We start from the raw sequence: 21866 nt of genomic DNA, 5'->3' as shown, positions 1-21866 counted from the left end.
ACTCAATAACCCCGTGTTTAACCAGCGTTGCCAGCGTCTTGGGGTGCTGAAAAATGTCAGGGCCGAAGTAGTACCCACTGTATGAATCTACATATGAGCCATTGGTATAGGTGCCGACGGGATCATTAATGTCATGGGCGCTTGCGACGGCTACAAACAGGCGCACGACGTTTGACGATACGGACATGCTTATCTCGATACAGGTTTGTGACGGCTGGAGTATTCCAGTCTTAACTGCCCGGAAAACACGGCGCTGATGCGGTCAACGATAGGCTGATGTTCCTGCTGGTAGTAAGCCAGTAGCTTGCGCGCTGCCGTTTCGGTCACTCGCTCTACGTACTGACAAGCGGCGTGACTGTCCGGGTACTCTTTTTCAAGCGTCAGGAGGGGGGTTACTTCGGATTGAGTGGCTACACCAAACACGACAACGGCACGGTTGCACTTGATGCCAGCAGTAAAACTAATCTTGTGATGGTCAATTACAAAGTGCCTGTGAAGCAGAACAGAACCCGACATAACACCTCCCTGGTGCGTGTCCGATTCTGTCCTAATAACAGTCACGTTACAACAAATAAAAGCCTTAGAATTATGATTATCACCGTTCCATAATGTCACTCATTGCGCTGTTTTCGTTTTTCAGGCGGCGTAAATAGCGCATTACCGTCTCTGGTTTTGACCATGTTCCTTCGTGCATGATCTGCGCCATACTCACCCCGCGTTCAGCCATATCCTGTGCCGCGCCGACCCGCGCGCTGTGACCGGACCACATTTGATAGCGTCCCTTGTTCGTTGTTTGTATTGGTTTGTCCAGTAACCGCCAGGTATCCTGGAAGATTTTCTCCAGTGATGGCGTGGTCATAGGGGTTGTTGAGATCTGAACCCGGTCATTTTTGAATACCCGGCAAAACACTACCGCGTCGGGATGGCTGACCAGCTCCGAGGCATTGAGCCAAAGTTTCAGCACATTACTGGCGGGAACGCTCAAATGTTTGATAACACCGGCGGCGGTAACGACCGTTTTCGTGTGTGAAATGTCCATGATGATCCGCTCATCGTTGATGGATAAATCTTTCACCCGGATACGGGCAATTTCCTGAATACGCAGCAGCGAATTGTAGGCAACGTAAAGGAACGCGCGGTTGCGCAAATCAGCAAGGCGGTCGGACTGGGACAAAAGGTGACTGGCTAACTGCAGGTCGGCGAGCCGGAACGGGACGGCCTGTCCGGTTTTTTCTCCGCCGAGCACGGCCTGGCGCCGGATTTTCTTCATAGCCAACTGGACTTCGTTGCTGTTGGTGAGATCGGGAAGTCCGGTTATCCTGGCTAACATGTTAAGCATCGCAAAATGATTAGTAATGCTGGTGGATGCCATGCCAGCTTCGTGCAGCTCAAGAAAATACGCCCTGGCGTATTCCGGCAGTATCGGTAACGCGGGGATCTGCTTTTGCTGGCACCACGGAACCCACGCCCGGACAACGGACATAAGCTTTTTAAACGTGTTTTCTGAGTACGCCTCCTTATCTGCCATGAAGTTGCGCAGATTTTGCGCTACTTCTTCCGGCGTAACCCCCGTAAGTTCAGGAAAACGCGAAACCATGTCTGTAATACTCAGATTGTTCAACTATGACCTCCTTGATAACGCTCGGCTGTGCCGCGCGGCCTCCAACTGAAATACATGTTTTCTAAGAAACGGTGTCGTGCGTAAAAAATAGAGTCGCTGGCAAGGCAATGCGACTCAAATCTCTACAGGCTACTAAAATGATCACTTAAATAACCCGTTTGAGCGATCATAGCACGTAACTTTATATAACTCCCATTATCTATAGTTATTTTTTTATCAGATTTGGCCTAAACGTGAGTGAGCTTAGAATCAAAAGTATATATAAAGGGAAAGCTTTGCTTTAGTATGTACCCTATGACAGACCTCACGAATTAGCCAACTCAGGATGAGGGCGACAAGATTCCGGTTCGTCGTAGTGTTACCCACCTCATATGAGTGATCCGTTGAAGTGATCACCTGCCAGGCGATGGGACACGTAAGGTGCTTGAAGTGTGGCTTTATTGAGATCGCTGTCTTTCTAAGGCTTTACCGTGTTCGTTGATTACTTTCAATGTGGGTAGCAAGTGGGTAAGAACGTGTTAGTACAACCAAAAGGACAATCACACAATGCCAGCGTTTAATGACGTGATGTTTGAGCAGCAGTACAAGTTGTTTTTGCAGACCAAAAAAGACTGGCTGCAACTGGTTGATTCTCTCGCCATCTGTCACAGCAGGAATGCAAAGGACGAAAAGATTCGGCCTATCGCATTTTCAAACGATGAGGCAACTTTTAATAAGGCCGTTGATTTACATATTCGGTGGAAGAAGTTTGCTGAACTCGCTACTGAGATGAAAAAGAACAAAAGCATTGCGATATCTACTTCCATTTATTCACCGGTTCCAATGTTAATCATTGAACCAGTGTCTGTGGCTATTGGGTTTTTTAATGCAGCAACAACATGTACACATACTCGCGAGGACTTGCTTACTCGCTATGAAAAACAGATTAAAAAGCTGATGAAGTTTCCGCACACTACAGAAGCGGTTAAAGCCCTGAAAGAAGAAATGGAAACGTTCGCGGCATACCCTGAAGGACACAAATTTAGATACCGAGTTAGTGGGTATCAAGACACGTTGTTAGATATTGTTTTCAAAGGGGAAGTTGAGCCAGTTCGCGCCCGTTGCGGTGCGCATGGTGTCATGATTTATCATCCTGCATGGGTAAAAGAAGATATAAAAATATCTCATGAACCTAAGACTGAATACTTTAACAAATACAGTCTGATTAAGCCTCTGAAGTGCTCAATATTTACGGTAGGCGATATATACGGCATTGACCAAATAGAAATTGCAGAGGCTAAAGCCGCGCAAAAAACCATTGTGGAACAATCAATACTAAGCCGTATTACGCATTTCGAAAGGCGAGCAAAAGCAAAACTGGCTAAAGCGAAAACTGAGGCTGAAATAGAAAAAGCCAACCGTTCGATAGAGGCGGGGCGGCGTAAACTGGATTTGTTAACAGAAGAAGATCGCAAATTACTTGAGCGAAAATTTGCGACTGATAATAACAACGTCCTTTCCATCACAGAGTTGCGCTCCATGTTTGGCGATACCCGCAGCCGTCGCGGTAAGAATTTCAACATTCTCATCAATAAAGACTGAACACCTGACAGGGGGCCACCAGCCCCCTGCCATTAGATCACATCATCATATTGAGCCAGTTCTGCCAGTGCGTCTGCGCGCGTCTCTTCCATATCTCCGCCAATATCATCATTAGCCGGTCGATACGTTACCAACGTAGCAAAACAATACGTGTCCCAGCGGTCAGGCGATTTGATGTTCATCTTCTGGCGCATGTAGTCTTTTTTCATCATCGCCACGCGCCCGTCTTCGTTAATCTTCCACGGAATTTTAGCGGCTTGTTCTGCTGTTTTCGGGGATGAGTCCAGCCTCATACGCCCTGACTGGATAGCGTCACGCGCTGCGATGTTGGCGTAGGCGCGCTGGCTGACAAAGCGATCCTTGTCTGTTTTGGCGAACATAGGTTTACCCCAACGGATGCGGATCACGTTCACCCCCCTGCGCTCCAGCCGGTCAGCCGTCGCCGACCCCACGCCGTCGCCATCCACGGCAATAGTGATGTTGGGGAACTTCTCTTGTGTACATTCGTTCGCTATGAAGTCGCCGAACTCGGTAGGGTTCATTGTGCCAGGCATTTCCAGCACCATGAACGGAACAAAGCGCCGTTTCTCCCGGTATCCGCTAATCCTCATAATGTTGAGTACAGACTTATCTCGACCGTTACCGACGTCAGCAAGCGCCACCCAGCCCCAGTTTTTCTCCAGATACACCTTGCGGCGCTGCGCGCGTTCACAGGCGTCACGCCCTAACAGGAAGCCATCTATCACGGACGGGAACTGGCCCAGCACCTTGATTTTGTACTCCATGCTGTCACGACCGCCGTACTCCGCCAGCTTCATAATAATGAAGTCGTCGGTTACGAACGGTGATTCTTCGGAGTTGAGAACAATCGACGTCCAGATCCCTTTAGGGTTATGTTCCGTCTTCGCCAGGCTGTGGTGGGAATCGTAGAAGTAACCGCTTGGGCGCGTAGGCTGTGACAACATCAGCATACGGTTATCGGCTTCAGTCAGTGCGCCGGTCAGGACGCCGATCGCCTTGTCAGAGATACCGGACGCTTCATCCAGAATGATTAGCAGGTGTTTGGAGTGCTCACCCGCCAGCCCTTCTTCATTACCCAGGCGATAACCTTTACAGAGGACTTCCCACACACCCTTACGGCTTCTTTCGTAGAACATGGTGTCGGTCAGTACAAAGTGGTTTTGCAGCCAGGGGTGACGCTTGACGGCGTTTGCCCAAAACGTTTTCACATACTTGAAGACGCCAGACTTAACCTGCGCGATTTTGTTCGCGATGATGACCACACGCGCGTCCGGATACAGGATCATGTAAATCATCAGCATCATAGCGGTCAGGGATGACTTACCCGTACCATGCCCTGACGTGACGGTAGTCATGCTCTTGATTTTCTGAACTGACTCCAGAATTTCGTCCTGCTGCCAGCTCGGTTGCATCCCGAACAATTCAACGACCGCCAGCCCCCAGTCATGACGGTAGCGAACCGCCATGTCACGCCAGCGCGGATCGGACGTGACGCATTTGATTTTCTTCTTCCCGGAAGCCATTACTCATCGTCCTCCGGGGCCGCTATGGGGATCTCATCCTCATCGCCATACAATTCACGTGTGGCGTCGTAATCAATGTCCAGCCCCTCTTCATCCGCCTCAAACTCCCCTTCTCGCCTGATGCCGTCATTGTTGGTGTCACCGTACCCGTGGGTATCAACTATCCTGGCGACGGATTCCCGGCGGGACCGTATAAACTTCTCTTTTTCGGCCTGTGCCGCGCGGTAGAGACGTGCCTCTTCTTCTAACTGGTCATCATCTACAGCGCCGGTGTCTTCCACTTCAGGCTCGGCCTCCCTGATTTCCTTAGCCAGTCGAAGGGCTATTGAGTCGGGCAGTTTTACCCCGTGGCGTTCGATAAATTCGGCAGTTTGCGCGGTGTCCCACTCGTTTTCGTCACGCAGCGCATAGGCATTTGCAATGACCTCCATTTCTAACGCTTTGGCATCGAGCTTTTGCCGGTCAATCCGTAGCTTTTCACGTGAGGAACGGATGGAGCTGATACGTGTGGCGTGGTCATCCATTCGATAACCGACTTCTATCAGCAGTTTGGTCATCTTTAACAGGGGGTGTGGGCCGGATGGTTTGTCGTCGTCTTGGTCCTTGCCCCCTCCAGCGATCATGTTGGAGATTTCGTCTTCAAACAGGGCAACGGCTCTGGTTGTTGTGCGCTGCAGTAGCTTCATATGCTCAACGGCGCTTTGCACCGTGGCGACTTCGCACTCTTCCAGCCCGGCCTCCAGCAACGGAACGGCGGCATCCTGATCAACGACCCGGGGTTTGCCTCGAAGGTTGGCGACAACTTTCACCTCGTTACCGTCTTCGAATTGCTTGCCCTTACCCCGTGGCTTCGGTACATGCGGGATCACTTCCCCCTCATGTACGTTTTTGATCATTTTGGCGTGTGTGCCTTTGGAATTATTTTTTTTATTTTTGGTGGGCGCCCGTGTTTCGCCGCGCTCATCCTGCGCGGTGATTTCCTCTAACTCCTTGCTGTGCTTGAGTTTTCGCCCTCTTTTCCTGATGGTCAGATCATCAGTCTGATCACGTGCCGGTGCGGTAGGTTCCTGCGGCTCGTCACCTGTCTTTTTGCTCAGTTCTCGACGCGCGGTATTCGGGTTAAGGGAGTGGTGATCGGCATACTCCTTGTAAGTCACACCAGACTCAAGCTTATGTTTTCTATAGTTTTCCCTGTGCCAATGCCAATCTATCTTTGCCATGCCGCCTACCGCTAAAAACCACACTACCGCGAGGATAGGCGGTCTGGTTTTTAGAGTGATCACGCGACTGATCAGTTTTTTTTGATCACTTTTTTGATCACTTCAATCCCACACAAAAACATGATCACGTTTTGTGCTTACGATAAGGACAATTTACGCCCAATCAATATTTAAACGTCCCTTTAATATGGACTTTTTGAGGCCGTGTGATACATTTCCTTTGCGATTTATTACTTTGAAATTACCAAATAGGAATTAAGTCATGACCAATAAAAACTATACTTTCGTTGCAGTGGATGCAGGTTCCGGTAACGTTGCGCTGACGTTCGAACGTGATGGCCAGATGGAAACATACATCACCCCTTCTCTGATCCGGTCTGGCAACCAGCAGACGCTTTCCAGTGAAACCTCTTCCTCATGGTTGACCACCGATGCAGGGCGCGAACGCAGTTATGTTGTGGTGAATCAGGGGGCCGACCTGGTTGATACCTGCGACCCTGACTATCAGGTGAGCGCAGCACACCGCGTACTGGTAAACGAAGCGCTGGTACGTGCTGGCCTGGATGGGTGCGACGTGATTGTCGCCGAAACACTCCCAGTGAATCAGTTCTATTCTGATATCGGCAAAATTGACCGTTCCCGCATTAAGGCCAAAGCCGACAACCTTTTGATACCCGTTCGCAATTTCAACGGTGATATCACTCCCCCGCGCATTGCGCACGTTGAAGTATTTCCTGAAGCCGTCCCTGCACTGATTTCCGCGCAGAATGACATTCCTGATCTGGCTGAGGCTGAAAGCGTCCTCGTGGTCGATTTAGGCCGCTTCACGTGCGACATGGCGGTCGTGGATAAGGATATGCAAGTGATTAGCCGTAGAACGTCAGAGAACGGCATCCATCGCATGATTTTACGGGTTCACGCTCTGTTGCAGGAGTTTGAGGCCACCAGCGGGAAGAATATCAATGCCAAAGACCTCAACATCGATAGCATTGATACGATCATCCGTCAGGGTTACATCGGCTCCCGCCTGGAAGCCGCGCGCAACAAGCGCATTGATGTAACGAGCGTTATCAGCCAGGCCGCGAGTGAATTGGCTGAAATTATTCGCGCCGATATCCGCAAGGTTCACAGAAACATGCGTGATGTTGATGCACTGTTGTTGGTAGGCGGCGGTGCAAACTATATTGGTGGAAAACTGCATGATATGCCGGATTACACAGCCGACTGGCATGATGTGGTTTTCATTCCAGACTACCCGGAAACAAGCATTGTACGCGGCGTTTACTTCGCACTTGACCCGGTGCGTGACGAGATACTGGCTGAACTGAGCGAGCGGAATTAATGACAAAACAAACCATCAAGATTACCGGGCTGGCTGAGTACAGCCCCTTAACTGACGCGCTGGCGACGGAGTACAGCAGCTTGCAAAGCAATGCTGCCAAACGTCGGCTTATGCTGGACTGTCTGCGTTATGGTTATGCGCTGGAGAAGATGGGACTGGGGGCGCTGGTAGCGCTTCTGGAGCGTCAGGATCTGATGGCATTACCGGAAAGTGAACGTGCCGAGCGGTTTATCAGCATGGCTATGTCATTGATGGGGGTGGCTGCAGTGACTGACCACCAGCAAGCGAAGAAAGGCGATCGCGTTGCCCCTGCAGCGTCAGAAACTCCCGTACCGGCGCGAAGCGTTGTTAATAAACCGCTAGCAGCTACACAATCTACTGAGAGCGAAGAGGATACCAGCATTCCAGGCACTAAGCCGCTTCAGGTAGAGAGTGGGCGCCAGCCACGCAAGACAGTTAGGCTGAGTCGTCCATCAGACGATAGCAATTCCTGACGCAATACGACGCCGACAAATACTGTTGAACAAACCAAAAGCCAGACGGGAAACCTCCTGGCTTTTTTTATTCTCCAGTTCCAGATCCTTTTTGCTTCCGCTATGGAATGGCAAATCATCGTAGCAAACCTGCCGGTTCCCCCTGACCTTAAACAGATAGCCTGAGACTGACGTCAGTAAGTACATGCGCGGGTATGCGCCTGGGAGTGAGAAACAGCTTGCGGATGGGGATTTCATGAAGGTGCGCACTACGTTAGTGACTGATGTATGCCCGTTCTCCAGTTCAGGGTAGGTTTCGGTTAGTGTCGCCATTATCTCGGCGATCGTCATGTAACGACCACATTTCAGCATAACTGCAGCTACTTCGACACTGGTTATACGATCAGACATTTCATTCCCTCCCTATAAGAATACTTGTAATTCTAAGGGAATAAAAAACACGTCCAATCACGTGACTTCAAATTTTGAGCGCTGTTACTGCGTTTTGGCTGTTAGTTGGGGTTAAGGGGAGTTGTCACCAAATGGAAAGCATGAGCAATCCCCCTCGTTTATGCCATTCAATGGCCCAGCTCAGAAATATACGTCTGCACTGTTGGCTGTCATGGTTTGATTTCCCAATAACGCCCCGGAGGTACATCAATTGGGCGAAGACCAAAGCGATCATTTGCTCTGTCATCGTTTTTAATTAGATAGTACATATCAGACAGAATTGACGTCGAATCGCCAAAGTATGAGTGGTGAATAAAATCAGTATCGACATACGTTGCATCAATTGTCTCGATGCCCGGGACAATAACTAAACCTTTTCCGGAATCACCGGCTCTTGGATACCCATTTATTTCTTGTGAAGCAGCCAGAGCCGCATCATTAGACGAAGCATACAACGTCACAGGTCGCCCTGTAGCAGCTAGCGCAGGTGCTATATCTCTTTTGAATATCTGGGCATCAATATCCGGTGCGGCAAGAATCACTTCCTGAAGTCGGTTTCTTAATGCTGGCTTATCCCTGAGTAACGAGGCGACAGCATGAGTGAGAGCGCGGCTTCCCATGCTGTGCGCGATTAAATAGACATGTTGAGCATCAGACCGCGTAAAAAAGTCATCAAGAAAATTTCTCAGATTGGCTTCAGCCCATTCAATATTATCTTCATCAATGGTGTAAGCTGCCCTTTTCCCAAGCGAAGGCCAGCTATAGAAAGTCGGCGCACCATCAAAGCCCAGGTCATAAGTCATCTGTGCAGTTCTACGCGCAGCATTCTCAAAAGTGACGTTATATCCATGAACAAATATCAATGCTGTGCTTTTTTTCGATTGATGTACACGGGCTGCGAGATCTGCGAAGAATTTGTCTTTGGAGGTGATGTCGGCGCTCATTAGTACAATATGCTTTGCCGGATATTCTTTGAATATAACCCGCCAGAGTGGAGACTCCATTTTGCCCATCTTGTGGTCACGTGGAATACTCACTTCACATGTACCATATGTAATATCTGAACGTTTTTCTCCGAACATATCAGCGGGGTTCTTATCCCCGGTTAGATTCCGGTCTGTGGCAAAAAACACTTTTATCTTACTGTACCCCAGCTTGTTTGCCGCTGTTGTTCCTGTTTCGGTTCCTTCTGCCGTTGATAAAGATGAATTAGATGCTGCACATCCGGTTAAAATCAGTGAAAGGGTCGCGATGAATACAATACGCACTAAGCTCATAATGCCTCCGGCTGAATAGAGTCAAAAGAAAGGAAATTCAGATGCTCAAATTCACTATAGGCAGATAAAGTATTAGTCCAGGTATGAATATACTGTTGGTGGGATACAGATTGATGGTTTTGTGTTCTATTGGTCTTCGCAGGTAAAGCATTGCGGGGCGGGTTCTGTCCTCACGGGATTAATCCCGCTAACACCATATCGCCGCGCCTGTGTTTCGGCATCCCGCAATATCCGTCTCTCCCGGATTTCCAAACCTTATCGCCCCAGTGGTTGTCCTGTGATATGAATAAAAACGGCTCATCATTTCCTGACGCCGGGTGTGCTATCCCCACAATGCAAAGGGACGGAAGCAAAGGAACTTCCGCTACAACCGCAGGTTAACGCCACATGATGTACTGGCGGTAAAAAAAAGGCTGATAAAAGGTCAGCCCATTAATGTTAAAGCCAAGATCAAAGGTAATTCAGATAACGCGCAGATACTTTACGAACTGCGCCATTTTTTAGCAAGTATATTCTAAGGCTTTTATTTGTTTTTACTTCTCTTGCTGGATTTGGTGCTTTTGAGCAGGTTGGACTTGTACACTTCAATGTCCCCGTTTTCTCGTGACCAGCAGATCGCCCAGCTATTCACTGCATTGACTATCTCATCCGCTGTTTGCTGCCCTATCCCTTTAATGTCCACCAGCTCAAATGGCAGGACCGCAGCAATAGACTGAACGTTATGGAACCCTGCATTCTTCAGAAGCGCGATCACCTTTGCCGGAAGCGTTAACTCTCCGATTTCTGCAGCGATAGCGTCCACGACGCGCTTATGGATTTTCGGGAAGTCCATTTCAAGACGAACCATGATCCGCTGATGTAACTCTTCGTCTATGGCGCTATCCCATGCCTTTTCAAATACGCTCAGACGTTCGTAGATAGGATTACCCCATACGCCTGGTATAACATCCATTGCGGTGAGCATGGACGTGCGGATCTGGAAATGGAAGTCAGCCAGCTCAATGACATGCCCCTTGATGTGACTGTTACGCGCCATCAGGCCGAAATGGTAATTGTAGATAAACAGGTTGAACTCACTCCCCTGATCAGACACTACCGTATACAGTTTCACACTCTCGCGACCGTCGTGAAAATCCACGCGCTTTTTCAGGTGTTCATGCACGATGTTCAGCTTATCCAGATCCTGACGCTGGGCGATGAGTTTCGTCCGGGCTACAGACACTTCCTTATCGGCTATGTTGAGTTTTCCCTGCAGGGACTGCATACGCTTATTTGTGTCTTTGCGTTCAGCTCGCAATTTGGAGACAGATTTCGTCAGTTCGTCGCGTTCGCGGTGCAAAGACTCGGGGTTAAGCCGCCTATAGGTGTCAAAATCCGCTTTAAGTGCCTTGTACGCCAGTTGTGCCGTCTCCAGCTCCTGCCCGGATGAATTTATCTGGTCCTTTAACTGAATGAGCGCCCCTTCTAACTCAAGGGTTTTCATTTTGGCCTGGTGGCGCAGCTCCTCCAGCTCATCCTCTTTAGCCTGAGCATTGTCCTCCACATTGGACTTATAAATGTTCATTTCCAGCAGCTTTCTATTCGCACCTTCGAGGCGTTCCATAACGGCGTTGTAGTCGCTGGTTTCATCATCCAGGCGAGCGTGTATATCGCCCTGTAGCTGTTCAATTATGCTGATGCAGGACTCCAGCGCCCGACGGTCGAGATCGTCACCGCCAATGCGCCGCAGTGTCAGAGCTAGCTGGTTGTATACGCCGACAAAAGACAGGTGGATTACTTCATCAGTGATGCGGGTTTTCGTGGTGATATTTTCTGCAGCATTTGACATGTTATTCTAAGAATCCTTGTTAGATTTTACGTTATCTTTCGCGGCAAATAATAATCTGTAATTTCCTAATAGTCTATTGATACCGGACAAAAAAGGTCTGTGGTACAGCCACATTTTTCGCCCATCACCCACCAGGGGTTTGCTGATACATTCCACGGAAAAATTATGGACACAAGGAATGTAAGAAAATGAAATTATTGAAACTCGCAATGGTTGCTTCATTGCTGGTGGGCGTGACCGCCTGCAGTTCCGTGAATTTTGGGGCTGATGCGCGCCAGAAGGAACGCGATGAGTACGTCAGAATGCAAAAAGCGCGAGAGGAACACGCAAAATACGAGGCTAAGGTAAACGCGGAGGCGGCAAAACAGGCGAAGGAGGAAGCTAAAAAAGACAAAGAACAATGGGAGACACTGTTGGCCTGGGGCAAAAAAAATTGCCATTGGGCAAACAGCTACGGAATAACAGTCAGTGAATCGGCAGAGACTATTGCCCGGATGCAATACCGAGACGAATTTGTATCAATGGACAATATCCATGTCCGGTTGCTTATTTCCGTAGTTCGCAAAAAAGCACCTATCGAGTTAACGAAAGTAAGTGATAAACGAGCAGCGGCAGGTATGCGTGACGCATGTGCGTCAAAAGAAACGCTAAAGGCTATGCAAGACGCCGCCTAACATCACAGCGCAATCATTGGGAATACATTTAATGGGCACTTCAACACCAGGAAAAATAAACAGACCTGTTTGCTGTCTGATCGCCGTATCACTCTGCCTTTCATTAACCGGCTGTACGAAGCGGTATAACGCGAGGTATGACACACAGGAAGAGTTGAAACAAAATTTTAAAATTGACAAAACTGAGTGTGCAAAGCTGTCAAATGCAAGCATGACAGACATCTATAGCTATTGCATGTATAAGCGAGGATGGACAACTGACAAAAACGAATACGAGCGGCAAAAAAAAGAAATGACGCTGAAGAAACAAGCAGCGCAAAAGGACATCAGTAAATTTATGTCCACTCACCCTGAATACCAGGACGAAACGAAACATACCCGGCTTACCATTGAAGCATCGAGGCTGATGAACGACCCGATGAACAAAGGCCTGAGTCTTTATCAATTGCTCATTCTCGCAGACGAACGCCTTAAAGCCCAAGCCACACCGTAGCGACTCTAGCCACATAAAAAAGTCCTGTGGCACGAATGACACAGGACTAATCACCTAAACACCAGGGCTACTGTTTAACGCTGCAGCCAGACCACCAGCGCCAGAATGACAAACGGCAGCATACACGACGCAACAATCCCCCATCTGTTCCAGTTGCGGGTAGCATCAATACCTTGAAAGTATTCCTGTTCAGTCATGCGACCAAGATGGCTGACAGACATCAGTCCTGTACTGTCATCCATTTCCAGCGACCGCCTGGCGGATTCAATATCGGGAATGGTCATTGCATTATGGTCCAATGCAATGACCGCGCTCCGAAATTGCCCTTTCTCGCCGACAAACGACACATTGAAGTAGTGTTTACGCATGGCACACCCAATCATCACTAAGCTGATCATCAATGGACGGCTCGAACGGCTGCATCCCCCCATTCATATCATTCAGTACAAACACCCCTTCACCCCCTGCTTCATTTGGTTCATACGTGAGAAATTCGGCACGACCTTCCCGCTGACCTGTAATTTCGGGGTTATTACTGAGTGTGTTGTATACTGCATTAAGATCCATGTAACCCCGTTCCTCTACCCGCGCTGTGAAATAAATACTGATGGCAGCGAGCCACCAGCAAAACTACTGAACCCATTCCCTCGGTGTTATGTTTCAGTTGATACCCTCCAGTAGCTGTCATTCGCATGGGCTGGCATGGACTCGCCAGGCTTGAGTTGCGAATAGGCAACCATTGCAGCAACCGCCTCTTCCGGGGTAAATGCCAGAACGCAGTAGTAACCCTCGTCGGTTAACGCATTCAGCCATTCGATCTGTTCTTTGGTGGGCTTCCTCTTCCCGTGCTTCAGTTCTACGCGCATTCCGTGGTACACACCGGCGGCTTTATCAAGCGACATATCCGGATAGCCTTTCTTCTGGCCTTCAGCCTGAATCATTGATGCGCTTTTTTTACCGCGATGGCCCCCGTTTGGGGTGGAGTGAAGACGAACGTAAAGATCGGGGTGCTTCCGCTCCATGCAATCGAACACCCGAACCTGATCGTAGTGTTCCTGGTTCCCTTCCAGTAAGTCGGTTTTTTTTATCAATGCCGCGAGTGCGGCTGCGTGAACTGAAACCTTAACAACGACCGCCAGCCAGCTATCATCGGCTTTCCTGGCCTTATCGCTGCGACGTGTGTGGTTTTTCTTTTTGTATCCTTCAAGCCATTCTGACGAAACTCGCATACCCGTTCCATAAAGCAAATAAGGTATCACATCTCGAAAAATATCAACCTATCTAAGAGATAATGAATAATTACATTTATTCTCATCGCGTTTCAAAAAAAACACAATAGCAACAGCCAAGCTAATGGCTGTTTGCAATGTAAACGCTGAAAAGAATGGAAAACCGACGTTTACCATCGGTTTTAGCTTAGGGAAAAGTGTGCTATGTCACCGCAGAGCGAACTGATAAATAAGGCTTAAAATCCAGACACCACCAAAAGTTGACAGCAGAAGCGCCAGCCAGACGATCAGGGTTTTTTCCAGGGAAGAATCGTGAGTTTTTTTTGCAGAGAAATGAGGGTGGTTTACAAAATCGCGTTGCGCATAGGTTTTCATGTGTTTATAGTCCTGTTGTTCCCTGTAGGCCTAAGTTTGACGGCGTAAACCTACAGGTGGATGTGAAGCCCGGCTCTGCCGGGCTTTTCTTTTGCTCCAGTAAAATCTAAGGCTTTAATTTATTTTATGCAAGGTATTTCTCTAATAGAGAACTTCAGATTTAAAAAAGAAGTAGTGCCTTCCGCGCATTAGCCAGCGCCTGATCCCACTCATCACGCGTCAGTTCACGCACCAGGCGCACCCGCTCATTGCTGCCCGGACGCATCACCCATGTCCAGTTCTGATCCTGCTTATCATCAATCGTCAATTCAAACACACCCTGCGCCCGTGCAAATCGCAAGCAACATCCCATTGCTTCGGCTCTCTCCTGTAACTGTTCTGAGTTGTAAAACCGGCATTCGCTACGGGATCTGTCTTTTGACATATGCGCTCCTTATCTGGACAGTTTGTATTTTTCGATGGACTCATCGTAGCTGACATAGTGGTAAGGCTCGGTGTCATCAGCCGACGGCATGACACTGAGTAAATGATCAGCACTGTAAATATTACCAGACTCTACAATTTCGTCAGCATATAGGTGCGCTGCCACCAGCGTAAGCGCTGGACGGCTCATGCTGTAGATCGCCGCCACATCACCATCAACGATTTGCCCAAAGTCCATTTGTTCGGCTTCCAGTAACATCACTTTCAGCGAAGGCCACCACGGACCAAATGACCTGTAAGCGCGAGCGTCGGCCTCCAGCCGTTCTGCCAGCCCCTTCAGGTATGTTGCGATAAATTCTTCCTCACTGCGCCCAGCCAGCGCGTGCTCTTGTAATACTGACTCTACATACTCTTCAGTAGGCTTAATGGTGTCGATTAGTGTCGTCATTTCCTTTTGGCCCGGTTGCCCAGGCCACTCCGTTAAAATTACATGATGGCCTGAATGCTGGCCTGAATATCAGCCCTGTCGAACCGGCTGGAGACAATCCAGGCTGGCTGGGTAAACTCATTACCTTCAACCGGATCGTCTTCAAAGTTCCAGAACGTCGCGCCGTACTTCTCTTTAAGCAGCTCCCGCACGGCCTTCTTCTTCAGGGTGGCTCTGCCTGACGTATCAATCAGTACATGAGCGCCACCAGCCGGGTAACTGAGTTTGAAGGTGCGACGGCGCCAGACTCGTTTGCCCTCCAGATCCTGCGTATTCTGCTGGATGCTGTAGCCATAGTCCTGTTCATCCGTCTGTTCCTGCGTGAAATCAGTCGCTTCTACCTGTTTAGCGGCTTGCTCCTGTTTTCCAGCCTCAATTTCCTCAGCCGTTTTCTCTCCCGCCATCAGGGATAGATAATCCTCCCATGATGCCGCAAATTGTTTATACCCCCCGTGCTTAATCTCCTGTAATTTATATTTAATTCCGTCAATGTGACGCCGAACCAGTTCAGCACTACGGAAATCTTCTGCAGAAATGCGACTTTCCAGATAGGAACCCACCAGCACACCAGCCATCAGGTAATCAGCAAGCGGTGACGTTAGCAGGGAGTCATGGCTGTTTACCCGGTTCATCAATTCAGATGAGGATGTTTCTTCCATATCGCGGATCACTTCCAGCGACCGCACACCACTAAGGCGAGTGAATTGCGAGTACAGTTTTTGTGACAGCTTTTCGTTACCGTCCTTCATGGACTGAAGCTTTGCCACCAGCCTTTCGTCACGTAGTTGAATAAAAATGTTCGCCAACTGACTTTTGTTAGAGAAACGCTCGTTTAGCGGTGCCAGGGATGACGTTGGAATGCGGCGCTTCCAGGTAGCCCTGATCGCCTCATAGTTGCCGTTAAACTGAGCGCGAATGTCGCTATCCGATGCCCCGGTCAGGGATTCGTTAAATTCGGCCTCTGCCTTAGCAACCGACTCATTGAGCACCGGCAACACATCTTCAACGGTCCCTTGTTCGCCATAGGCTTCCAGCTCGGCGTCATAGTTCTCGCCAAACACAGCACTCATGAACATTCGCGCAGAGTACATACTTCCCCCGCTACGGCTATACGCAAACAGATCACGTTTCAGGCCTTCGTCGCTACTGTCCGGATACACCAGAGAGGTTGGCGGGATATCATCTGGTATCGCACCACGCACGGGATAAACCAGCTCAAGCTTCCCGTCTATGTTTGCCATCCAGTAATCACCGCTCACGCGGAAAACCTTCTCAGTCACGGCGTCGTAGAACTGGGCGCGGGTCAGGATGCTGGCAACCCGGAGAGGGGTTAGCCCTTCTGCAGCTCGGCGACGGGCTTCTGCCGTATCCGGCGTAACGTCAAGCTGGGTGTCGAGATCAGCCACTGTCAGCTCTTTTTTCGCCCCCATGCGGTAGTCGGAATACAGGTACACGGAGGTATAAGTGATCTCCGCTTCAACCGCTTGTTTTTCCGGTAACAGGCGAGTGATACACACAACGACCTGCTGCGGGGTGTCCGTTTTGATGGTGTAGTAACCGCCGCTTTTAATTACCCGACCGTCATGCGTTTTCATATAGCTCGACGGATTCAGCAGCACATCCGGGTCAATGTCGATCACACCGGCGGCGATGCCACGCTCCAGATCACCTTTAGAACGTTTTAACATCGTGGAGGCGTTTTTATTGCGCGTCAGCGTGTTACGGGCTGTTTTAGCCTGGCCTTTCAGCTCACTCAGTTTCTCAATCTGGTATTTCAACATGGTACGGGCGTTACGACGCGATGAGCCGTGATAGACATCAGCGCTTCTCTTGCCGTGCTTCTCTGCCCACTCGTTATAGTCAGATTCTTCCTGCGTAACGCTGGTGCGCGCGTCTTCTACGGTTGCCTCCTGGACTTTGACCTGCTCAGTCAGGGCGTTGAGGTTGCGCTCCAGGTCTGCCGGATCTTCGTTTGCTGCAATGGATGACCGCAGATAAACGTCGAGTGCCACTTCCGCATCTTTTTCGGCTTTACGGCGTTCGGCCTCGCGGCGCGCGGATAGTTGCGCCTCAAGACGGGCTTTGCGTTCGTCCTGGTTTGCCGCCAGCAATAGCTGAATGTCTTCGTTTTCATCCATGTCACCGTTTTTCAGTGTGGATGCGTCTGACGTCATGATTTCGCTGATCCAGTCGCCCTTACGCTTCAGCGTACTCAAACGGAACTCATCGAATGAGCCTTTGCCGCAGTAGTAATGGACGTTCACGCTATCCTGTGACGAACCGACACGGGCGCCGCGTCCATTTCGCTGGTTAATGCTGGCAGGGGTCCACGGTAACGTCAGGTGATGAATATCCGTGGTGCCTTTGTGAAGGTTAATCCCCACTTCGGCTTTCTTGTTACAGATGACGATCGGGGTACGGCCTTCGTTGTAGTCAGCGGCGATCCCTTCCATGCCGGAGAGGGACATATCATTCAGCGCGGAAACATAGTCCTCGTATTTCGCCAGCTCGCTGTAATACTTCTCCCATGCCCCATCTTTGTAACTGCCGTCGGCCTTTTCCGTCGGTTCTACCGGGCATTTGACCTTTTTCAGTTTTACGCCGGTGGCTTGCTGTACGCTGGTGGCGTTGATTATCCCGATCTGACTCTCATCCAGCCCCAGCGCGTTGGACAGAATGCGCCGTAGCTTACCGTGCTGGCTTTTCTCATCCATGAAGATGATTTGCTTACCGTTCACCATTCCGGCTTTCAGGTTGGCAATCAGCGCGGCATATTTTGGCGGTATCGGGTGTGTGACCGTCTTCATGTCGATACCGGCTTTCGCGATAGCATCGAGTACGGCGGCTTCCAGCTCCACGCTAACCACCAGCTCTACGGCATCCCCACGGGTATTAACTTTGGTTTCGACGACCTTACTGGCTCGCGTACTCACTAACCCGGTATCAGTCTCATCGTCATCAGACTCTACTCCACCAGCCGCAGCCGGAAGACCGGCAGCTATAGCCATCACTTTTTCACGCTGGTCTTCCGGGAAGATGAACGTCATGGACGAACGGTATAAATCCGGATCAATGACCAGCTTGTCCATGTCTCGGATCACCGAGAAAATGAAGTCATCATTCTTGTTCGACGTGACAGAGACAGTGCCGTCTCCATTAGGCTCAACGACTTCTTTTTGCCCGATTTTCGCCGCGCGCTGGCGCAATTCCTCGTAGATTTCCACCTGTTCGGTTGTCAGCGGCACGTCTACGTTGATTTCGTTCAGGTCGGGGATTTTGACGCTTTCTTTCACGTCCTTAGCGGTTTTGAGCGTCGTCCAGCGATGGAAAATACCGCGCAAGCCGTCTAGGTTCTTAAAGCCAACCAGCCCCTGCTTATCCACCACCTCGCCGGATATCTTCTGGACTACCACATTGGCGGTTTCGCCAAACACTCGCACAAAGTCATCAGGGGTCAAGATCCCCATCGCTTTCCACTCTTCAACCGGCACAACGTGGGAAAGCATGTTGAAGGCATCGAGAGGACTGTTTACCAGTGGGGTAGCCGTTAGCAGGGTGACGCCGCGACCATTGAATTTCTTCATCAGGTAGGCGCTTTTTACAGCCATATCACGGGCAATTTGTGAGACAGACGGGTTCGGCAAATAAGCCAGTTGAGCGGTTTCGCGACCTGCAGCCAGTGAGTTGCGGTAGTTGTGGCCCTCATCCGCGATCACGTTGTCAAAGTTCATGTCCTCAAAATACGGAACCTGTTGCTTCTTGGCGGTGCCGGTGTCAGCGGCCTTGTCTTTGATTTTGTTTTTCGCCAGCTCCGCGCGGTGACTACCTTTCAGAAGGTCGGTTCGCCCCATGTCGATAGCGTTATAAAGCGCCTGTGCCGAGTTCTCATCTATGGTTTCTTCGCGTAACGGGATCATGCCATACTGCTCTTTGGTCATAATCACACTGCGGAAGTTTGACGCCGGAATGCGGTTCATGCGTTCCAGAATCGTGGTGCTGTCAGCGTCCTTGATGACGTTACGCATAACCGGACTGCCGGAGGCATCCATCATCGGCTCGTTGTTCTCGTTACGAACCTGTGATTTCTGGACCGTCCCGTCTTCACCCATGACCTCATCAATGCCGACAAACAGCATTTGCGCAAAGACCTCATCACTGTAGAAGTCCCGCGCTTCGTGATACCAGTTGTGGTAAACCGCTTTGGGTACGACGATGGCAGTACGTTTTGAGCGTCCGTGTTGGTAGTTGAAGGCTTCCAGCGCCAGCGCGGTTGTGGTTTTACCCAGGCCAGTACCAAAACCCATGATCCCGCGTCCGTCTTCGGAAAGGCGGCGAACCTCTGAGTTTTGATAGCTTAACGGGATGCGCTTACCGGATAGCCCTTCCAGGCTTAACGATTCGCTGGAGTGTTCAAACGGGATGTAGTTGTTGAACGCGTCGTTGTAATCATTCACAACCCCGTCAACATCAGGGTGCGATTTCAGCCAGTCATTGAAACTGCCTTCCAGACTGGCGATGCGCGCCAGGTAGTCACTTGCTTTGGGCCCACGCGGTTTAACGCCGTTAAGGTAGTTCTCCAACTGGTTCAGGAAGCCATCGCTGTTATTGGCCTTCTTAAATTCAGCAACACCACCTTTGCCGTTGACCGTTCGTAGCTGATACCCGGTAAAAACACCGTCCTTGCCGTCGTAATCATCCTCAGAGATCAGATAGCCGTCCTCGACTTCCAGATCCTTCGTGTACCGGAACGCGTCATAACCCTGTTCGGCGAGAAACTCCTTAATCAGACGGCGGTCAAGCCAACGGGCGTTAAGGTTCACCTTGATTTTGTCAATCGGGGCGGCAACACGACGGGTATTAATAAGCTCCATCTGACGGACAAAGTTTTGCTTTTCTGGCCCGTCCGGGTACTCATTCACCAGCCCAGCCAGATGGTTTATTTTGCCGCGCACGTTCCCGCTGGTGGCGCGGGACATTGGCAGCATATTTCCGTAGCCGTCGAGCGCAATTTCGGGGAACCCGGCAAGGTAGGCCAGTAACGCATCATCACTTTCTGGCAGTTTGGCGGTGCATACTTCCCTGAATTGCTCCAGGGTGACGGGGATCAGGTCAATCTGGCTGAACAAATGGCTAACGACCTGCTCCGGATTGGCGGTATCCAGTGTTTTCAGTTCGCTATCATTCATATTTCCGGTCAGCAAATCCGATAGCTGGCCTTCCCGGGTAACGTTCGCCTGAAAGGTGAGCCAGGCCTTCGCTTTGCTGTCAGACAACCCCGTTAACCGCAGACCGTTAGGCGAACCACTTCGGGCGACCTCTTCGGCGGTGAGGCGCGCCGCGTCCACCAGCACGGAACCGGCGTCATACCCCTGGGCGATCATGTCCTGCGCATCGTTAATCGTCAGGCCGATCAGACCACCACGCATAACACGTTCACGCTGGCTGGCCTTCTGCTTCAGCGCAAAGGAAACGACACCCTTTTGCCGGTCGGTAAGCAGTGACGGGTAAACATCGAGGACGGCTTTAATTTCGCTGGCAGTCAGTGACAGCAGCCCCTGCAGTGAGCGGCATTTCGTCTGCAGATCACCAAACGTTGCAGCACCGAATCTGGCGGGATCAATTGCCGTGTGGTTAGTGGTTGTGTCGCGTATCCATTTTTCGCCGTCGAATACATGCCAGATATCCCCCACCAGCCGCTTGTCGCCTTCGACCGCGCCCTGATAAGCATCCTGTTCAATGGTGAGCATGGACCAGTCAATTCGACTGTCAAAACGACGGGACAGCGCCTGTTTCATTGCGGCGTTGGTGAGTTGGCCATCCTTCTTGACCGTGAGTATGTTGTTGAAAGATGAGCGCTCAGTTTCGCCGTGAACAAACCGCTTTCCTTCCGGAGTGAGGAACCACTTGCCCTTGATGAAAACAGGCCACAGCACATTCGCGCCGGTGAGCGTCTTGTCGGTGGCATCGTTGACGATCGTCGCCAGTGCTTTCGTGTGTTTGCGTAATACCCAAACATCGACCACCGTTGATGTACCACTCTCGGCAAAGGTGCCGGACGGCATACGATGGGCGCCCAAAAACTCCGCCTTGCGGGATACGCGGTCACGCAGCTTCTTATTCGTTCCGCCGCCGTCTGTCATGCCGTTCGGGACCACCAGCACAATCAGGCCTCCCGGCTTAACCTTGTCGATGGTTCGCAGGATGAAGTAATGCCCGACGTTCGTTTCGTTTTTGTAGGCCGGATCGAGTTCAGCGTACCCGGTGCGGCTTTCGCCAAACGGGACGTTCCCGACCGCGTGGTCGTAGGTATCATCAGGCACGTTAACTGCCAGGCTTTCGAACGCGCCAATATTCACACTGTCTTCGGGGTGAAGTAGCTGGTTAATACGACCGGACACCAGGGAGATTTCTGCAGCCGTCATGATCGCACCGGCGGGTTTCGTCTCCTGAAAAATCCCGGTCCCCGCCGACGGCTCCAGCACGTGACCGGACGTAACGCCATAGTCGGCAAGAAGATCCCACACACCTTCTGCCATAAATGGCGGGGTGTAATATTCGTACTGGCTTCCGCCATCAGAAAGGCCACCCTCCCCCGTATAGCCAGCCAGAATCGCGCGCTGTTCGTCGCTCAGGTTGTTGCCGTTGAAGTTTTGCGGGAGTTCGTTCAACAGGCGCATAGCGTCATTGTTCGCTTGTCGCCGTGCTCGCTGAATACTGACGCCGCTTTCCTTCTCAATACCGAATCGCGCCACGCTTCGAACTTTACGCGCCCGGAGTATGACGGCTATCAACTCACTTAACGTTGATGCCCCATTTATTGCTTCTGAAAGCTGATTTGCCATTTTTTAA

Annotated in this window: 20 protein-coding genes; 5 read left to right on the top strand and 15 right to left on the bottom strand. The window is 50.5% G+C overall.

The window, feature by feature from the left end:
- From CJP72_RS25525 to CJP72_RS12050, 3 genes are all read right to left on the bottom strand, one after another.
- Positions 1–187, bottom strand: a 187-nt coding sequence (locus CJP72_RS25525; RefSeq protein WP_238340054.1) for a hypothetical protein, incomplete at its 3' end; no start/stop codon positions are given.
- Positions 188–189: 2 nt separating this feature from the next.
- Positions 190–516, bottom strand: coding sequence for a hypothetical protein (locus tag CJP72_RS12055; protein ID WP_162381375.1), 327 nt, complete (start codon positions 514–516; stop codon positions 190–192).
- Positions 517–595: 79 nt separating this feature from the next.
- Positions 596–1621, bottom strand: a complete 1026-nt coding sequence (locus tag CJP72_RS12050; protein ID WP_238340053.1) for a tyrosine-type recombinase/integrase — start codon at positions 1619–1621, stop codon at positions 596–598.
- A 546-nt stretch (positions 1622–2167) separates the two neighbouring features.
- Between CJP72_RS12050 and CJP72_RS12045 the strand changes: the two genes are divergently transcribed.
- Positions 2168–3202 carry a hypothetical protein gene (locus CJP72_RS12045; RefSeq protein WP_162381374.1) on the top strand — a complete coding sequence of 345 codons (1035 nt, stop codon included), beginning with the start codon at positions 2168–2170 and terminating at the stop codon, positions 3200–3202.
- 32 nt (positions 3203–3234) lie between these two features.
- Here CJP72_RS12045 and CJP72_RS12040 read toward each other — a convergent pair whose 3' ends face one another.
- Entirely contained in the window at positions 3235–4746 is a 1512-nt protein-coding gene (locus CJP72_RS12040; protein ID WP_193568695.1) for a terminase, read from the bottom strand.
- A complete protein-coding gene (locus CJP72_RS12035) occupies positions 4746–5966 on the bottom strand; it encodes a hypothetical protein (RefSeq protein WP_162381373.1) in 1221 nt (406 codons plus the stop codon). The genes CJP72_RS12040 and CJP72_RS12035 overlap by 1 nt, the downstream gene beginning before the upstream one ends.
- A gap of 262 nt (positions 5967–6228) precedes the next feature.
- On the opposite strand from CJP72_RS12035, the gene parM reads away from it, so the two are divergent.
- Both parM and CJP72_RS12025 read left to right on the top strand, forming a co-directional pair.
- Positions 6229–7308, top strand: coding sequence for a ParM/StbA family protein (gene parM, locus CJP72_RS12030; protein ID WP_162381372.1), 1080 nt, complete (start codon positions 6229–6231; stop codon positions 7306–7308).
- Positions 7308–7802 (top strand): hypothetical protein, encoded by a 495-nt coding sequence (locus CJP72_RS12025; protein WP_162381371.1) that lies wholly within the window; start codon positions 7308–7310, stop codon positions 7800–7802. The genes parM and CJP72_RS12025 overlap by 1 nt, the downstream gene beginning before the upstream one ends.
- Here the strand turns inward: CJP72_RS12025 and CJP72_RS12020 are convergent.
- From CJP72_RS12020 to CJP72_RS12010, 3 genes are all read right to left on the bottom strand, one after another.
- The gene (locus tag CJP72_RS12020; protein WP_162381370.1) at positions 7782–8192 is read right to left on the bottom strand and encodes a hypothetical protein; all 411 of its coding nucleotides are present in this window, start codon (positions 8190–8192) and stop codon (positions 7782–7784) included. The two genes, CJP72_RS12025 and CJP72_RS12020, sit on opposite strands and share 21 nt — an antisense overlap.
- A 209-nt stretch (positions 8193–8401) precedes the next feature.
- Positions 8402–9508 (bottom strand): alpha/beta hydrolase, encoded by a 1107-nt coding sequence (locus CJP72_RS12015; RefSeq protein ID WP_162381369.1) that lies wholly within the window; start codon positions 9506–9508, stop codon positions 8402–8404.
- A 523-nt stretch (positions 9509–10031) separates the two neighbouring features.
- Complete coding sequence (locus CJP72_RS12010; RefSeq protein ID WP_162381367.1) at positions 10032–11336, bottom strand: DNA-directed RNA polymerase subunit alpha C-terminal domain-containing protein; 1305 nt, start codon at positions 11334–11336, stop codon at positions 10032–10034.
- A gap of 188 nt (positions 11337–11524) precedes the next feature.
- Between CJP72_RS12010 and CJP72_RS12005 the strand changes: the two genes are divergently transcribed.
- Positions 11525–12010, top strand: coding sequence for a hypothetical protein (locus tag CJP72_RS12005; protein ID WP_162381365.1), 486 nt, complete (start codon positions 11525–11527; stop codon positions 12008–12010).
- 31 nt (positions 12011–12041) lie between these two features.
- Positions 12042–12503 (top strand): hypothetical protein, encoded by a 462-nt coding sequence (locus CJP72_RS12000; protein ID WP_162381364.1) that lies wholly within the window; start codon positions 12042–12044, stop codon positions 12501–12503.
- 74 nt (positions 12504–12577) lie between these two features.
- Here CJP72_RS12000 and CJP72_RS11995 read toward each other — a convergent pair whose 3' ends face one another.
- The 7 genes from CJP72_RS11995 to CJP72_RS11965 form a co-directional block, all read right to left on the bottom strand.
- Complete coding sequence (locus CJP72_RS11995) at positions 12578–12871, bottom strand: hypothetical protein (RefSeq protein ID WP_162381362.1); 294 nt, start codon at positions 12869–12871, stop codon at positions 12578–12580.
- A complete protein-coding gene (locus CJP72_RS11990; RefSeq protein ID WP_162381360.1) occupies positions 12864–13070 on the bottom strand; it encodes a hypothetical protein in 207 nt (68 codons plus the stop codon). The genes CJP72_RS11995 and CJP72_RS11990 overlap by 8 nt, the downstream gene beginning before the upstream one ends.
- An 86-nt stretch (positions 13071–13156) precedes the next feature.
- Positions 13157–13732: a VRR-NUC domain-containing protein gene (locus tag CJP72_RS11985; protein WP_162381359.1), complete on the bottom strand. Its 576-nt coding sequence runs from the start codon at positions 13730–13732 to the stop codon at positions 13157–13159.
- A gap of 207 nt (positions 13733–13939) precedes the next feature.
- On the bottom strand, positions 13940–14107 hold the full coding sequence (locus CJP72_RS11980; protein ID WP_162381357.1) for a hypothetical protein: 168 nt from the start codon (positions 14105–14107) through the stop codon (positions 13940–13942).
- Positions 14108–14267: 160 nt separating this feature from the next.
- Positions 14268–14531 (bottom strand): hypothetical protein, encoded by a 264-nt coding sequence (locus CJP72_RS11975; RefSeq protein WP_162381355.1) that lies wholly within the window; start codon positions 14529–14531, stop codon positions 14268–14270.
- 9 nt (positions 14532–14540) lie between these two features.
- Positions 14541–14978 (bottom strand): olxA, encoded by a 438-nt coding sequence (locus CJP72_RS11970; protein WP_162381353.1) that lies wholly within the window; start codon positions 14976–14978, stop codon positions 14541–14543.
- A gap of 38 nt (positions 14979–15016) precedes the next feature.
- Positions 15017–21859 carry an N-6 DNA methylase gene (locus CJP72_RS11965; protein ID WP_162381351.1) on the bottom strand — a complete coding sequence of 2281 codons (6843 nt, stop codon included), beginning with the start codon at positions 21857–21859 and terminating at the stop codon, positions 15017–15019.
- Positions 21860–21866 lie beyond the last annotated feature (7 nt).

The sequence above is a fragment of the Citrobacter sp. NCU1 genome, from assembly GCF_010231475.1.
Taxonomy (GTDB): Bacteria; Pseudomonadota; Gammaproteobacteria; order Enterobacterales; family Enterobacteriaceae; genus Citrobacter_D.
This window is presented reverse-complemented; position numbering and strand designations above follow the sequence as displayed.

Bases quoted from the DNA above. Each gene is read 5' to 3' on its own strand.
- CJP72_RS12045 (WP_162381374.1), top strand. From the start codon at position 2,168: ATGCCAGCGTTTAATGACGTGATGTTTGAGCAGCAGTACAAGTTGTTT.
- CJP72_RS12010 (WP_162381367.1), bottom strand. From the start codon at position 11,336: ATGTCAAATGCTGCAGAAAATATCACCACGAAAACCCGCATCACTGAT.
- parM (WP_162381372.1), top strand. From the start codon at position 6,229: ATGACCAATAAAAACTATACTTTCGTTGCAGTGGATGCAGGTTCCGGT.
- CJP72_RS11990 (WP_162381360.1), bottom strand. From the start codon at position 13,070: ATGGATCTTAATGCAGTATACAACACACTCAGTAATAACCCCGAAATT.
- CJP72_RS12035 (WP_162381373.1), bottom strand. From the start codon at position 5,966: ATGGCAAAGATAGATTGGCATTGGCACAGGGAAAACTATAGAAAACAT.
- CJP72_RS11985 (WP_162381359.1), bottom strand. From the start codon at position 13,732: ATGCGAGTTTCGTCAGAATGGCTTGAAGGATACAAAAAGAAAAACCAC.
- CJP72_RS11995 (WP_162381362.1), bottom strand. From the start codon at position 12,871: ATGCGTAAACACTACTTCAATGTGTCGTTTGTCGGCGAGAAAGGGCAA.
- CJP72_RS12025 (WP_162381371.1), top strand. From the start codon at position 7,308: ATGACAAAACAAACCATCAAGATTACCGGGCTGGCTGAGTACAGCCCC.
- CJP72_RS12020 (WP_162381370.1), bottom strand. From the start codon at position 8,192: ATGTCTGATCGTATAACCAGTGTCGAAGTAGCTGCAGTTATGCTGAAA.
- CJP72_RS12015 (WP_162381369.1), bottom strand. From the start codon at position 9,508: ATGAGCTTAGTGCGTATTGTATTCATCGCGACCCTTTCACTGATTTTA.
- CJP72_RS11970 (WP_162381353.1), bottom strand. From the start codon at position 14,978: ATGACGACACTAATCGACACCATTAAGCCTACTGAAGAGTATGTAGAG.
- CJP72_RS11980 (WP_162381357.1), bottom strand. From the start codon at position 14,107: ATGAAAACCTATGCGCAACGCGATTTTGTAAACCACCCTCATTTCTCT.
- CJP72_RS12000 (WP_162381364.1), top strand. From the start codon at position 12,042: ATGGGCACTTCAACACCAGGAAAAATAAACAGACCTGTTTGCTGTCTG.
- CJP72_RS12055 (WP_162381375.1), bottom strand. From the start codon at position 516: ATGTCGGGTTCTGTTCTGCTTCACAGGCACTTTGTAATTGACCATCAC.
- CJP72_RS11975 (WP_162381355.1), bottom strand. From the start codon at position 14,531: ATGTCAAAAGACAGATCCCGTAGCGAATGCCGGTTTTACAACTCAGAA.
- CJP72_RS12040 (WP_193568695.1), bottom strand. From the start codon at position 4,746: ATGGCTTCCGGGAAGAAGAAAATCAAATGCGTCACGTCCGATCCGCGC.
- CJP72_RS11965 (WP_162381351.1), bottom strand. From the start codon at position 21,859: ATGGCAAATCAGCTTTCAGAAGCAATAAATGGGGCATCAACGTTAAGT.
- CJP72_RS12005 (WP_162381365.1), top strand. From the start codon at position 11,525: ATGAAATTATTGAAACTCGCAATGGTTGCTTCATTGCTGGTGGGCGTG.